This is a genomic window from Dactylosporangium siamense (genome assembly GCF_016862795.1).
GTDB lineage: Bacteria > Actinomycetota > Actinomycetes > Mycobacteriales > Micromonosporaceae > Dactylosporangium > Dactylosporangium siamense.
The window spans coordinates 71077-85227 of the sequence record NZ_BONQ01000049.1 but is presented as its reverse complement, the minus strand read 5'-3'; the positions used below and the strand labels follow the sequence as shown (position 1 = coordinate 85227).

General features: G+C 75.5%; 12 protein-coding genes and 1 pseudogene. 3 read left to right on the top strand and 10 right to left on the bottom strand.

Translation table 11 applies throughout. The annotated features are described in order from the left end of the window. Positions 1–420, top strand: a 420-nt coding sequence (locus tag Dsi01nite_RS15870; RefSeq protein WP_203846905.1) for a helix-turn-helix transcriptional regulator, incomplete at its 5' end; no start/stop codon positions are given. Positions 421–660: 240 nt separating this feature from the next. Here Dsi01nite_RS15870 and Dsi01nite_RS15865 read toward each other — a convergent pair. The 6 genes from Dsi01nite_RS15865 to Dsi01nite_RS15840 all read right to left on the bottom strand — a co-directional run bounded on the left by Dsi01nite_RS15865 (position 661) and on the right by Dsi01nite_RS15840 (position 10864). Further along, positions 661–3498: a hypothetical protein gene (locus Dsi01nite_RS15865; protein ID WP_203846904.1), complete on the bottom strand. Its 2838-nt coding sequence runs from the start codon at positions 3496–3498 to the stop codon at positions 661–663. Next, positions 3495–6401 (bottom strand): hypothetical protein, encoded by a 2907-nt coding sequence (locus Dsi01nite_RS15860; protein ID WP_203846903.1) that lies wholly within the window; start codon positions 6399–6401, stop codon positions 3495–3497. Before Dsi01nite_RS15860 ends, Dsi01nite_RS15865 begins: the two co-directional genes overlap by 4 nt. Positions 6402–6467: 66 nt before the next feature. Beyond that, on the bottom strand, positions 6468–7421 hold the full coding sequence (locus Dsi01nite_RS15855) for an anti-sigma factor RsbA family regulatory protein (protein WP_203846902.1): 954 nt from the start codon (positions 7419–7421) through the stop codon (positions 6468–6470). After that, positions 7418–8260, bottom strand: coding sequence for an MEDS and STAS domain-containing protein (locus Dsi01nite_RS15850; RefSeq protein ID WP_203846901.1), 843 nt, complete (start codon positions 8258–8260; stop codon positions 7418–7420). Before Dsi01nite_RS15850 ends, Dsi01nite_RS15855 begins: the two co-directional genes overlap by 4 nt. Positions 8261–8277: 17 nt before the next feature. Further along, positions 8278–8685, bottom strand: a complete 408-nt coding sequence (locus Dsi01nite_RS15845) for a PPOX class F420-dependent oxidoreductase (RefSeq protein WP_203846900.1) — start codon at positions 8683–8685, stop codon at positions 8278–8280. A gap of 37 nt (positions 8686–8722) precedes the next feature. Next, positions 8723–10864 (bottom strand): MMPL family transporter, encoded by a 2142-nt coding sequence (locus tag Dsi01nite_RS15840; protein ID WP_239135918.1) that lies wholly within the window; start codon positions 10862–10864, stop codon positions 8723–8725. A gap of 118 nt (positions 10865–10982) precedes the next feature. Between Dsi01nite_RS15840 and Dsi01nite_RS15835 the strand changes: the two genes are divergently transcribed. Next, positions 10983–11447 (top strand): MarR family winged helix-turn-helix transcriptional regulator, encoded by a 465-nt coding sequence (locus Dsi01nite_RS15835; RefSeq protein WP_203846899.1) that lies wholly within the window; start codon positions 10983–10985, stop codon positions 11445–11447. A gap of 5 nt (positions 11448–11452) precedes the next feature. On the opposite strand, the gene Dsi01nite_RS15830 is transcribed toward Dsi01nite_RS15835, so the two are convergent. From Dsi01nite_RS15830 to Dsi01nite_RS15820, 3 genes are all read right to left on the bottom strand, one after another. Beyond that, a complete protein-coding gene (locus Dsi01nite_RS15830; protein ID WP_239135917.1) occupies positions 11453–12070 on the bottom strand; it encodes a hypothetical protein in 618 nt (205 codons plus the stop codon). Between the two features lie 105 nt (positions 12071–12175). Beyond that, complete coding sequence (locus tag Dsi01nite_RS15825; RefSeq protein ID WP_203846898.1) at positions 12176–12778, bottom strand: TetR/AcrR family transcriptional regulator; 603 nt, start codon at positions 12776–12778, stop codon at positions 12176–12178. A 44-nt stretch (positions 12779–12822) separates the two neighbouring features. Further along, positions 12823–13110: a putative quinol monooxygenase gene (locus Dsi01nite_RS15820; protein ID WP_203846897.1), complete on the bottom strand. Its 288-nt coding sequence runs from the start codon at positions 13108–13110 to the stop codon at positions 12823–12825. Between the two features lie 94 nt (positions 13111–13204). Between Dsi01nite_RS15820 and Dsi01nite_RS15815 the strand changes: the two genes are divergently transcribed. Next, positions 13205–13825 carry an NAD(P)-dependent oxidoreductase gene (locus tag Dsi01nite_RS15815; protein WP_203846896.1) on the top strand — a complete coding sequence of 207 codons (621 nt, stop codon included), beginning with the start codon at positions 13205–13207 and terminating at the stop codon, positions 13823–13825. Here Dsi01nite_RS15815 and Dsi01nite_RS58885 read toward each other — a convergent pair. After that, a pseudogene (locus Dsi01nite_RS58885) lies at positions 13761–14129 on the bottom strand (hypothetical protein); the annotation flags it as partial. The gene Dsi01nite_RS15815 and the pseudogene Dsi01nite_RS58885 overlap by 65 nt on opposite strands. Positions 14130–14151 lie beyond the last annotated feature (22 nt).

Genomic DNA, 14151 nt, shown 5'->3' with positions numbered 1-14151 from the left:
TTCGACCCGGGCGCCCGCGCCCGCCTGCACCGGGTGCTGGTCGATGAGCTGCGGGAGGCGCACGAGCAGCCCACGCACCTGCCCGAGCCACGCGACGACCGGCTGCGGGCCGTCGCTCGCATCCTGGGCGCCGACCCCGCCGACGCCAGTTCGCTGGCGGTGCTCGGGCGCCGGGTCGGCGCCGGCGCCCGCACACTCAGCCGGCTCTTCCACGACGAGCTGGGCATGACCTTCTACGAGTGGCGCACCCAGCTGCGCGTCTGCCACGCGCTCGTCCTGCTCGCCGAGGGCCACGACACGACGCGCGTGGCTCACGCCTGCGGATGGGCGAACCCGAGCGGCTTCATCGCCGCCTTCACCGCGGTCGTCGGCACCACCCCCGGCCGGCACCGCGCCGGCACCGCGGGTCCGCCGCCCTGAGGTGCCTACGGGCCGGCCGGCACGGTGGTGGCGAGCTCGAAACGGTCGGCCAGCCACGGTTCGATGAACGCCGACGCGGCCGCGTACGCGGTGGGCTCGCCGGGTCGGTCCGGTTCCTCATCCGCACGTCCGCGCGCTGCTTCGTGCCCGAGCTGATGATGACCTCCGCCGGCCCGGGCGTCCTGCACTCACAGATCGACTGGGACCACGCCTCGACCTCATCCGATCAGGCCGGACCGGCTACCCGGATCCGCGCGACCGCGCACCCACGAGGGCGCCCGCGCCGAGCAGTGCCGCCGCGGCGCACAGCGACAGCAGCAACGGCCCCGGCGGTGGGACGTACCCCGGATCCACGGCCGGCAGGTACCGACCGACGGCGAACCACGCGACAACCGCCGCGGCCGATCCCACGACCAACGCGACCGCCACCAGCGCCAGCGCCGCCGCCCGCTCCACGCGGCGCGTCATCCGTGCCGGAGCGCCCTGCCGCCGCAGTGCGGTCAGGTCGGCCCGGTCCCCGCCGGCCACGGTCACCAGGAGCGCGGCCGCACCCAGCACCGCGGCGGCGACCCCGGCCAACAGCGAGAACCGCATGCCCAGGGCGCCGCCGGTCCGGCTCAGCAATGCCCGCTCACCGGACAGGGTGCGCTCACCGGTGACGGTCAGACCGGCGGCCGTGAGCGCGTCCACCACGGCCGGCGGCGCGTCGGAAGCGAGCCAGACCTCGGCGCCCTGGGTGCTGCCGGAGTCCCCGGCGAGGCGGTCGGCGTACTCGAGGTCGATCAGCACACCGTTGCGGCCCAGCCTGGGCAGGTTGCGCGCGGTCGCGACCGCGGTCGCCGGGATCGGGGTGTCGTCGAAGGCGTCGAGGAGGCCGTCCGGGGGCAGCGGCCCGGTCGGCAGCACCGGAATCCGGTCGGGGACGCCGGCCGGGCGCAGCAGGCCCGCGTCCCGGCGGGCGCCGGCGTGCAGCTCGAACCGGACGCCGTCGCCGGCCGCGGTGACCGTCGCGTCCGGGGGCGTGCGCCAATCGCGGGTCAGCGGTCCGTGCAGGGTCAGGGTGACCGTCGGGCCCGACGATCCGGTCAGGTCGACCTCGAGGCCGGCGAGGCGGCAGCCCGCGGTGCAGGGGGCGGGCCCGGAGTACATGTGGCGGCCGGGCGCCAGCTCGCCGAGGCGCACCTCGACGCCGGCCGCGCCGTCCAGCGGGGCCAGGTGCGCGACCAGGTCCGGGGTCAGACCGTCCAGCCGGGAGGCCGTGATGTCGAACGCCACCGTGTCGCCCCGCACCGCGACGGCGGGCGCGGCCGGGATCGGGTGCAGTGCGCGGGCCAGGTCCGGCAGTGCGTCGTCGGCGTACGACGGATGCCACACGGCCACCGCCGGCAGGCGGGTGGCGTCCACCGCGAGCAGGTCCTTGAACGGTACGACCGCCATGGCGTAGCGGCCCTGCGGGTCCGCGGCGCGGGTGATCGCGAGCAGTCGCTGGCGGGTGGTCGGCGCGATGCTCAGCACCCGGCTCGCGCCGATCGCGGTGTCCGCCCGCGCCTGCTGGGAGCCGACCGCGACGGTGACGCCGGTCGTCGCGAAGCCCAGCAGCGCCACTGCGGCCACCAGCACGGTCAACACCCGGCGGCCGGCCGGCTGGCGCGCCAGGCGCAGCGCTGCGAGGGCCGGCACCAGGCGACCGCGGCGCAACGCGGACGCGCCGGCCCGGGCCGCGAGCAAGGGCATGGCCCGCGCCGCCAGCACGGCCACCGCGAGCATCAGCAGGGCCGGGGCCAGCGGCGCCACACCGTACACGCTGTCGCCGGAGGCGTGGAAGTGCGTGACGGCCACGACGGCGAGGAGCCCGACCAGCACGTCGAAGGTCGCCGAGCGCCACCGGGCGGCGCGCCGGTCGACCCGCCGTAGCAGGTCGCTCAGCGGCGCCGACACCGCGCGGATGGCGACGATCGCGCTGGCGAGCACCGCCGCGACGGTGAGGCCGGCGCCGTACCCGAGCGCCGTGAGTGCCCCGGCGCCGGCGATCAGGCTGCCGGTCAGTCCTCCGGCGAGTCCACCGGCGAGGACCGGGATGACGGGCTCGGCGCTCGCCAGCCACCAGCGGGCGGCCCGGTGGGTGCCGCGCAGTGCCACGACGCCGTGCTCGAAGCGGCTCGCGCGGGCGCCGGTCGCGGCGGCGAGGACGAGCACCGCGCAGCCGAGCAACGCCACGGGGATCGCCGCGAACGGCACCGGCTCCCGGGCCGCGGCACGGTCCGCGTCGATCCGGTCGAGCAGGTCACCGAGGCCGATCGACGCCTTGCCGTCCGTGCCGGCGGCGTCGACCTGCGCCAGCCAGGCGCGCAACCGGGACAGCGTGGTGAGGCTGATCGCGCCGGGCTGCGGGTATGCGTCGAAGACCTGCAGCTCCGACGGCCGGGAGAAGCCGTCGAGCGTGCGGCGATCCACGTAGACGGGGGCGATGGCCGGGGCGTCGGAGCCCCGACCCCAGTACGGCGAGGAGATCGGCCGCACGATCCCCACGACGGTCAGGAAGCCGGGTGGGCCGGCCAGCACGAACTGGCTCGTGCTCGAGTTGTACGCCGACGCGGTCAGCGACATCGGATCGCCGAGGCGCACCTCCAGCCGGCGGGCCGTGTCCTCGGTGAGCACGGCGTCGCCCAGGCTCATCAGGCACCGGCCGGAGACGACCTGCACGTGCTCGCAGACGTCCTGCCGGTAGGTCACCTGCCGGGTCCCGTCGAGGAAGACCGCCGGCCGTTGCGCCGGCTGCGCCACGAAGGACGCCGAGAAGACCTGCGTGTAGCCGGGCGGGTCGAGGAGCCGGGCGCCCTGGCGTTCGAAGCTCTGGTCCATGGCTCCGGTGGTGTCGGGTTCCACGGTCGCGGCGACGAGCATGGCGCGCTCGTCGGCGCGGGCCAGCGCTACCTTGTCCGCGACGATGCCGGCCTCGACCCGGGCCAGGTACACCGGCGCCAGCGCGACCCCGCCGGTGGCGAGCGCGGCGAGCACGAACAGCGCGGCCGCCTGGCGACGGCGGGCCCACAACACCGCGAGCGTGAGCGCGATCATCGACGTCCGCCGATCCGGCCGGAGCCCAGCGCCGCCGCACCGAGGCAGACGGTGGCGACGGCGACCGCGACGAGGAGCGCGGGTGCCGAGGCCGCCGGCTCGTCCACGACCCAGCCGTCGGTGAACGGCCGGACCGGCGAGCGCAGCAGCCACCGGGCCAGCGCCGCGGCGACGGACCCGATCGCCAGCGCCAGCGCCACGGGTGCGAGCGCGGACCAGCGGTCCGCGGCCCGCACCACCCGTGCGGGCACCCCCTGGGTGCGCAGGGCCGCGACCTCGGCCAGCCGCTCACGCCGCTGCACGGCCGCGACGACCGTCAGCGCGCTGCCGGCCAGCAGCAGCGCGAGGGCCGCGGCCAGCAGATGGAAGCGCAGCGCGGCGGCCGGGCCCAGGCGCGCCTGCCGCTGCTCGGCGGCTGCGACGGAGTCGCTGCCGATGACGACGAGTCCGGCCGCGGCGAGCCGGTCCTCGAGGCCCGGCGGCGCTGCGGTGCCGAGCCACACCTGGTCGATGTCGCCCGGGCGGGGTGGTTCGGTGCGCCCGGCGGTGAGCCGGTTGCTGTACTCCAGGTCGACCAGCACCACCCCGCCGGCCCTGGCCGGCAGCCGGGTCTCGATGACCGGCCGGACCGGCACCGGCACGCCGGCCAGGGTCAGGTCGCTGATGCCGCTCTGGTCCGGGGCGCGGATCGCCTGTGCGGTGGCGACGACCGGCAGGGGCAGCGGGGCGTCGACGGCGTAGATGCGCCGGTCGGCCGGGCCGTCGCCGGCGGGTGCGACAAGTGCCAGCCGCATCCGGCCGTCGGCGCGCAACCGCTGCACGCCCGGGTCGACGTCACCGGTCGCGGTCCGCCATCGGGCCGGGTCGGCGAACGCGGCGCCGTCCACGACGATCCGGCCGTCGACGCGCAGCTCCACCAGGTCCAGGGCGGCGCCCGGGACACCGTCGAGCTCCAGCGCCACCAGCCGGCAGCCGGTCCCGCAGGCGGGTGCGTCGGCGCGGTACTCCCCCGCGCCGCTGATGGTGCCGAAGTCAGCGCGTGCCGTCGCACCGGTGTCCGCGACGCTCAGCAGGAGCCGCAGCGCCACGGTGCCGTCGCCGGCCGCCCGTAGCGTGAGGGCCGCGCCGGTCACGTCGGTCGGGGGCAGCGCCGCCGGGCGCAGGCGGTCGGCGGCGGCGCCGGGATCGACGGCGGCGACGGCCCGCAGCCGGGGCGAGTCGACGGCGAGAATCCGTGGACCGGGGCCGGTGGTGCCGGACGCGACGACGGCCATGGCGTGGCGGCCCTGCGGGTCGGCGGAGCGGACGGCGGCCAGCAGGCGCGCCCGCGGCACCGGCGCGACGGTCAGCACCCGGTCGGCGCCGATCTCCGCCTGGGCGCGGTGCAGGCGGGCCGCGTCGGCGCGGGTCCAGTCCTGCGCGGTGACCCCGCACACGCAGACCGCGGCGGCGAGCACCGGCACGATCCGGTACGCCGACGTCCGCCGCGCCAGGAACAGCGCGGTGAGCCCGCCGGTGAGCCTGCCACGGACCAGCGCCGCGCGTCCCGCGGCAACGACCGGCGGGAGCAGCAGCCGGGTCAGCAGCACCGCACCGGCGACCGCGAACAGGACAGGTGCCAGCAGCTCCAGCCCGAACCCGTCGACGGGCGCCTCACCGGTGACCGCGGACTGGTAGGCGGCCGCGACTGCCAGGGCGAAGACGGTCAACTCCAGGGCGGCGCCGGCGAGCGCGGCCCGGCGCGGCGGCGCGAACTGCAGCAGCTGCTGCAGCGGCGCCCGGGTGAGCCGCCAGTCGGCCGCGACGATGAGCAGCAGCGCGCCGGCGCCGACCAGTGCCGCCGCCGCTGCCGGGCCGGGCCCGTCGCCGGTGCCGGGTCCGCTTCCGGTGTCCGGCAGTAGGAGCGTGAGGAGGACGCCCGCGGCGACGGCGCCTGCGAGGGCGGGCACCGCGCTCTGCCCGGACGTGGCGACGATGACCCGGCGGCGCCGTGCCCCGCGCAGTGCGACCCGGGCGGCGTCACCGCGCCGGGCCTCGGCCGCGTACCAGGCGCTGACCGCGATGGCGATCCACCCGATCGCGGCGAGTTGGACGGCCGCCAAGACGATGCCGTGCGTCACGGCGTAGCGTTCGCCCGCCACGGCCTGCGACAGCGCGTCCGCGCCGGAGGTCACCTCGAGAGCGCCGCCCTTGCCGAGCCGGGCGACGGCGGCGGCCACCGCACCGGTGTCGCCGCCGGTGAACTGGGCCGCGGGGAGCAGCAGGTCGTAGGTCGCGGTCGCCGGGACCCCTGCCGACGCCACCGTGTCGAGCGTCGCGAACGCCGCGTCGCCCTGCTGCCCGGTCCACCACCAGCCGAGCGGGTCCCGCGGATCGAACGTGGCGACGACCAGCAGCGGGGTCGGTTCGCTGCTCTTGCCGTTGTCGTGCCGGATGCGGGTGCCGACGGCCACACCGAGCCGGAGGGCCAGGGTCGTGGGCAGCGCGACCTCGCCCGGCCCGGCCGGGCATGCGCCGGTGAGTTCGAGGTTGGCGCAGGCGTCGTCCCGGTAACGCAGTTCGGCCTCGGTGCGGCCGGCGCCGCCGGGCGGTTCGAGGACGCCCTGGAGCCGTACCCCCGCCACGGCCCGCTCCGCCGGCAGCCCCGCGGTCGACTCGGTCGTGGCGCGGAACCGGGTCATTGCCTGGGCGGGGTCGGCGCCGAGAGCGACGCTGCCGCGGACACTCAGGGTGCGCCGGGCCGGCGGTTCACCGCCGATGCGGGCCTGGGAGGCGGCCGCGGCGTCCCGGGTGGCGATCCAACCGGCCGCGCCGAGCCCGGCCCCGGTGATGGCGACCAGGATCGCCATGACCACGGCGGAGGCCCGGCGGGTTCGGATCGCACCCCAGATGATCGCCAGCACGCCGACACCCTAGCGGGATCGGGCCCTGTCGTGGGAACGCTCCCAAGCAGTGGATCGCCGCAGCGGTCAGAGCGTGGGGTTCTCGGCGATCAGGCGGATCGTGAAACCGTCTGCATCGCGCCACAGCGACACGTAGGCGCACAGCTGGTGGGCCATCCACAGGCCGAGGCCGCCCGGTCCGCCGGCGGGCATCAGCCCGGCCGCCGGGTCGGCCGGCCCGGGGCCGCCGTCGGTGACGGCGACGACGATCCGGGACGGCTCCGCCCAGGCGCGCACCCGCACCGGCGGGCGGCCGTGGATCATCGCGTTGGTGACCGCCTCACTGACGCTGAGCAGGAGCCCGTTGAGCTCGTCCTCGCCGAGCGCCGCCACCCGCTGCAGGTCCGCGACCGCGGCCCGGGCGTGGGCGGGCAGCGGGTCGGACAGCTCGCATCCGGGCGGGCGGGCCTCGACCGGGTCCGGCACCGTCGCGACCGCCGTCGCGAGGAAGTCCCGCGGCGCGTGGTACGTGGCGCTGCGCTGCCGCTGCCCGTCGGCGGTCACGACGTGCGTATGCGTGCGCCGGACGTCGTCGAGGACCTCGAGCGGTGCGGTGCGGGTGTCGTACGGGCACAAACCGTACATCGGGAACTCGGCGTAGACCTCGTTGGCGGCGGCCTCGTAGCGGGCCCACCACTCCCACGGCACCCCGACACCGGGATGCGGCACGTCGCCGGTGATGCGGATCTGCGTCGCGCCGCCGGCGACGTAGCCGGCCAACATCTCCCGGTGCCGCCGGATCGCCGCGGCCGGGCGCCGGTAGTGGGCGCCGCCGTCGATGAACACGACGTCGCTGCCGGCCCCCAGCGCGGTGCGGATCAGCTGCTGGCGGTGCCCGCCGAAGATGGAGACGGTCGGCTCGCCGGCCGCCACGCCGCCCTGGAGGAACGGCAGCACCACCGCGAGGAACTCCTCGTCGGACGCGTAGAAGGCGGCCTCGTGGAAGATCCCCTCGTGACCGACGGCCGGTCCTGTTCTCATGACGCCACCACTCGCAGATTGTCCAGTTGCAGCACTCCGGCCAGCAGCGACACGGGACCGTGCCGGCCCACCAGCAGCTCAATGGTGGCACCACGGTCGCGGACGTGCCCGGCGAGCAGGGCCAGGCCCCGGTGGTCGATGAAGGCCAGCTCGCGCGCGTCGACGGTGACGGTGCCCCCGACGGGGGTGAGGTCGGCACGGGCCAGGGCGGTCCGCAGCTGCTCGTGACCGGCCAGATCGATCTCCCCCGCCAGCGCCGCCGCGGCGGTCGTGGTCCGCGGGTCGGCGGCGAACAGCCGCAGCGCCGTCGAGGACGGCCGCGCCAGCGGGTGCATGCCGGCCAGCTCGGCCACGGCGTCCCCGCCCAGCTCACCGCGGTGGTAGCCGCACATCGCCGACATCGGATGCCGGGCCATGTAGCCGTCGACCAGGAACTCGTATCGGGCGAACGCGGCGCGCGCCTGCGCGGTGCGGACCAGCGGCGTCGCGTTCGCGGCGACCCGCAGGCCGGCGAAGCCGTCGGCGATCGCCTGCTCGGTCATCGCCGCATAGGCGCGGACCTGGGCGTCCGGGTCGACGGGCCCCGCGCCGCCATAGGCCGCGAGGTCCCACACCTGCGCGGCGCCGGCCGCCCGGGCCGCGGCGAAGCCGTCGACGCCGTCCAGGTCGCCGGGGCGGGCACCGTCGGCGACGAACACGACCCGGTGACCGCCTTCCAGCCCGTCGGCCAGGAACCTCGCCACGACGGGCAGATAGTCCTCGGGCCCGTCGAACACCCAGCAGACGTGGTCGTGGCGGCCGAGGCCATCGACCGCGTCGACGAACCCGGTGCGACGCATCGTGCAACGGTACACGCCTACTCGGCGACGGTGATCCGCACGATCACCCGTGGCCTGCGGCGGCCCGCGACGAGGCGTTCGACCAGCATCATCACGCGGTGCTCCAGGCCGTACTTGCGGCGGACGAGCGCCGCCATCCGGTCCGCCTCGGCGGGGTCGGTGACGATCTGCCCGATCCCCTCGACCGGCCGGTCCCCCTCGCGGACCTTGCCGGTGCGCCCGCACGGCACCAGCAGCACCCGCGGGTCGCGGCGCAGGCGCCTGACCTTCCAGCTCTCCGCGGGAGTGGTGACGACGAGCGCGGCGCCGTCCGGCGTGATCCACACCGGTGTGGCGACCGCGGCGCCGTTCTTCTTGAACGTGGTCAGCGAGACGAACCGCTGGGCGCCGAGCGCCGCAGCGGCCGTCATATGCGTATGGGTCATGATCGGGTCGTACCCAGGCCGCGGCGGTCGATGCACATCACCGCATGGCGGGCACGCTCGCCGGCTCCTCCACCGGCGGCAACGTCGACTCCTTCAGGCCGACCCTCCGGTGCAGGCGGCGCAGCGGCGCCGGTGCCCACCAGTTCCAGCGGCCGAGCAGGGTCATCGTGGCCGGCACGAGCAGGCAGCGCACCACGGTCGCGTCGATGAGGACCGCGGTGGCCAGGCCGAGGCCGATCTGTTCGATGCTGCCCATCCTCGCCGCGGCGAAGCAGCCGAACACGATGACCATGAGCAGCGCGGCGGAGGTGATGACCCGGCCGGTGTGCTGCAGGCCGCGCCGGACGGCGGTGTTCGTGTCGTCGCCGGCGTCGACGTACTCCTTGACCCGGCCGAGCAGGAACACCTCGTAGTCCATGGACAGCGCGAACGCGAACGCGAAGAGGATCACCACCACGAACGGGTCCAGGCCGCCGACGGTGAGGGTGCCGAGCACCCCGGCCAGCCAGCCGTGCTCGAACACGGCGACCATGACGCCGAGCGTCGCGCCGAGGGACACGACGTTGGCCAGGATCGCCTTCACCGGCACCACCACCGAGCCGGTCATCGCGAACAGCAGCACGAGCATCGCGGTCAGGGTGATCCCCAGGGCGAGGGGCAGGTCGTCGATGATGAGGTCGACCAGGTCGACCAGGACCGCCGCGTCACCGGTCACCCAGGACTGCACACCGTCGGGACGGTCGGACCGCAGCCGGCGCACGAGGTCCTGGGCCGCGTCGTCCTGCGCGCCGCCGCGCAGCCGCAGCTCGACGGCGGCGAGGCCGGACCCGGCGGGCTTCGCCGGCTGCACCGCGGCGACGGCCGGGTCGCCGGCCCAGCGGGCGGCGTACGCGTCGAGGTCCGCCGGGCCGGTCCGCGCGATGAGCGTGACCGACGGCGCGAACGACCGACCGAAGCGGGTCTTGAGCTCGCCGGCGACCTGGATCGACTCGATGTCGCTCGGGATGCCGTCCTGGCCGGGCAGTTTCACCGTCGCGGACAGCAGCGGCAGGCCGGCGGCCAGCAGCAGCGCCGCGGTGAGCACGGCGACCAGCACCGCGCGGCGCTGCACGAGCGCGGCGAGGGCGGCGAAGAACCCGCTGCCGGCCTCGTCCCGGCCGGCGCCGCGGGACGGTTTGAGGCGCTTGCGGGCCATGCCGATGAGCGCGGCGGTGAACGTCAGCGACACCAGCATCGCGACCAGGGCGATCGACACTCCCGCCGCGCCGAGCGCGGTGAGCTGGCGGACCGAGAACGCGAGGAGGCCGGCGAGCGCGGCGGCGACGGTGAGCGCGCTGAACAGGATGGTGCGCCCCGCGGTCGCCCAGGCCCGGCCGATCGCGACGTCAGGCCCGAAACCGGCGGCGAGCTCCTCGCGGTAGCGGGCCACGAGCAGCAGCCCGTAGTCGACGGACAGGCCCAGGCCGAGCAGCGAGGCGACCGTCAAGGCGTTGGCGTCGACGTCGGTGAAGGTGGTGAACACGTACAGGACGGGGAAGGCGGCGGCGACGGACACGACCGCGGCCAGGACCGGCAGGCCGGCCGCGATCAGACCGCCGAACACGAAGACGAGCACGAGGAGGGTGAGCGGCAACGACAGCAGCTCGGCGCGGTTGCGGTCGGCGGCGAGGGTCGCCCCCGAGTCGCGGCTGATCGTGGCGGACCCGCCGACGCGGACGTCGGCACCGGCCGGCAGCTCGGCGTCGAGCCGGTCGAACTCGGTCTCGACCCGGTCGACGGCGGCGTTGCGGACCGGCTTGTCGACCTTCTCCAGGGTGGCCACGACGAGCAACGCGCGGCCGTCGGCCGACACCGCCGTCGCCTCGACCTGCCGGACGTGCTGGACGCCGCGGAGGCGGGCCGTGGCCGCGTCGACGGCGGTGCGCACGTCGGCCGCGGCCGGGTCGACGTGGTCCACCAGGGCGACCACCTGACCGGATGAGTCCTCGGCGGTGCTGATCAGGTCGTACGCCTCGATCGACTCGACCTTCTTGCGCACGCTGTTGCCTTCGGAGATCGCGTCGAGCAGGGGCCCGGCGGCCATGACCCCTCCGGCGACCACGACCAGCCAGACGCCCAGCACCCACCAGCGGCGCCGGAAACACCAGCCGCCCAGCCGCGCCATGAACCCCTCAGCCATCCGCCCGGTCCTCCGTAACCCCGCCCGATCCGAAGCACCCAACGTGCCAGACGCCGCGGAGGGTTGCACGGGCGGGTTCACGGGTGTTGGCCGCGCCAACGACTGGTAGGTTCTGCCCATGCCTGCGTCGAGCCGCGCTCCCGCCCGCGTCAAGGACCGTCCGACGTGGCTCGTCAGCCGGCTCTTCGCCCGGTCGTCGGGCCTGCTCGCGGACGGGTTCGAGGCACACGGCGGTGGGCTGCGCAGCTATCACTACCGCCTGCTGGCCGCGCTCGAGGAGTGGGGGCCGGCCAGCCAGGCCGACCTCGGTCGCGCGACCGGGATCGATCGCAGCGACGTCACCGCGGTGCTGTCCGAGCTCGAGTCGCGCCGGCTCGTCGGCCGGTCCGCCGACCCGGGGCACGGTCGCCGCAACATCGTCACCATCACCGCGGCCGGGGCGGAGCAGCTCCGGGAGCTCGACGCCGTCGTCGACGGTGTTCAGGAGCGGCTGCTGAGCCCGCTGACCGCCGCGCAGCGGCGGCAGTTCGTCGCCCTCATGTCGAAGCTCCTCGCCGACGGGTCCGCGCCGCCGACGGGTTGACCGGTTCATTCGCCGTGGGTCGCCACCGCCCGGACGGCCGGGAGCCGCGTCGGCGCCATGCCGGTCACGGCTTCGGGTATGGCGCCCACCACGAACGCGTGGACGGCCGGCCCGACGGACACGGTGACGAATGACGCCCGGTCCGGAACCTCGGCGGGGAGTGCGACGGCGTGCTCCCCCGCGCCGAGGAGGGTGTCGGCCACGCGGGTCGAGGCGCTCTTCGGCTCGGGTGGCGTGAACGAGGTCAGCCACCAGGCCTCGACGACCACCCGGGCCGGTTCCCGCAGGGTGAGCCGCACCGTTCGCGTCGCCGGGTCGTAGGCCGCGTCGCCGCCGGTGCCGGCTCTCGACGTGACGCCCTCGACCTGGGCGGCGATGAGCCCGGCGATCCCGGCGAGTCCCTGCACGAACCTGACGTGGTCGTTGACCCCGGCGATCGCGTCCCTCAGGTGCTGCTTGGCGTGCGGCGGGACCATGCCACCGAAGACGACGACATCGACCGCGGCGGTGTCGTAGTCGGTCAGCACCGTGTCGAACTGGTTCGTCGCGTCCGCGCGGAAGCCCTTCCCGCGCAGGATCGCGACCGCGTCGAGGATCACGGTCGGGCTTCGGCCGATGATCAAGATGTGTGCTTCGCCCACGAGACGGCCTCCAAATTTCCAAACATTGTTGGTACGACCAACATATCAAGTGTTGGCAGTACCAACAATGTTCGGGCATTTTTCACCTCAGGAGGCCGGACGGGGTCGCAGTCCGTCGCAGGCGATCTCGATCATGCGCCGCTGGGCGGTGCCGTCGTCGGGCCGGGCGATGCAGCCGGCGATGAGGGCCTTGACGTCGGCGGCGTCGGCGTCGCCGCGCACCGCACCGGCGCGCTGCGCCCGGCTGAGCAGGCCCGCCATGGCCGCGCCGAAGTCGTGGATCGCCGTCGAGGCCGCGGCCTGCAGGTCGAAGCCTGCGCCGGTGAGGGCGTCACCGACGGCGTGGTCGGCGGCGCTCTGCCGCACCAGCAGCGCGAAGAAGGTGAAGAAGGCCGTGGCCGGGTCTTCGCGGGCGGTGATCTCCTCCGCGCTGCGGACGAGGTGCTCGATCCGGTGCAGCGCGACCGCCCGGAAGAGCGCCTCCTTGGTGGGGTAGTGCCGGGTGACCGTGCCGGTGCTGACCCCCGCCCGGCGGGCGATCTCGCGGATCGAGACCGCCGCACCGTGCTCCGCGAAGGCGGCGAAGGCCTCTTCGAGCACCCGCGCCTGATTGCGCCTGCCGTCGGCGCGCTGCGGGCGGCCCGGCGCGTCGGCGTGCAGGGCGTCCGGGGTCCGGTCCGATGGTGCCATCGCTGCGATCGTATCCGGACCGCTTCGGCGACCCGGTCCACGTCTCAGCCCCGCAGGGGACGGGCGCCGCTGACGTCGTAGCGCACGACCTCCACGGCGCGCACCTCCGGCATCGGCGCCGGCGCGCTCCCGGCCAGGTGGGTGCCGAGGTGCGCCTCGGACTCCCACCGCTCGTAGATGTTGACCCGGTCGGGTTCGATCGGGTCGGCCGCCACCACGTAGTCCAGGCATCCGGGTGCGGTCCGGGCCCGGCGCACGGCGGGCGCCAGGCTCTCCAGGAGTGCGTCGCGGTGGTCGGGGTCGACGTAGCCGGTTCCGGCGACGATCAGCATGACTGGCCTCCAGGGTTGACGTCTCGATACCTCCGGGGCACTGTATCAGCTAAACGGCACACGCGTGCCGGATAAGTTGATCAAGGAGGTTCCCGTGCGTCTGGCTGTTCTCGGCGCAACCGGCCGCGCCGGCCGCGTCGTCGTCGACCGGGCCCTGCAACGAGGCCACGAGGTCAGCGCGCTCGCCCGCGACCCGGCCCGCATCCACCCACGGCCCGGGCTGCATGTGGTCGGCGGCGACGTGCGCGACCCGGCGGCGGTGGCCAGGGCGCTCGACGGCGCCGGCGCGGTCGTCAGCACCCTCGGCCGGCCGCGGCGAGGCCCGGACATCTGCACCGACGGCATCCGCACGGTGCTGTCCACCATGGCCGGCGGCGGCCCGCGCCGGCTCGTCGTCCTGAGCAACTACGGGGTCGCGGACAGCCGGCACCGCACCGCGTACGTCGCCGTGTCATGGCTGCTCGCGCGGGCCGTGCTCCGCGACAAGGAGCGGATGGAGGCGCTCCTGCGCGACAGCGGCACCGACTGGACCGTCGTCCGCGCCCCCGTGCTCACCGACGGGCCCCGCACCGGCCGCTGCCGCGCCGGGACCGACCTGCGGCTCTCCTTCACCGCCAGGATCTCCCGCGCCGACCTCGCGGAGTTCATGCTCACCGAACTCCACGACACCGCCTACGTCCGCCGGTCGGTGGCGGTGACGTCGCCGGCCGGGTGACGGGGTTCAGTTCAGTGCCGGGGCCGGCCCGCCGGCACTGATCACGGCGGCGGAGTCGCGGGCTCGGGCGGCCAGGTCCTGCCGTCCCTCGCCGAGACCGGGGTCCTGCTCGGCACGATGGGCGACCGGCCGTCGACAGCACGATGCCGGCGGACAGGCCGGCGTACCGGTCCGGATCGACCAGCCGCGCGACCGCGGCGGGGTCGAGGTGCGCCGCGACGCGTGGGTCGGCGGCGAGCACCTCGTCGAAGCGCCGGCCGGTGTCCGCCGCCGCCCGCGCCGCCCCGGCGACGATCGCGTGCTGATCGAACGACCCGCCCCCTCGA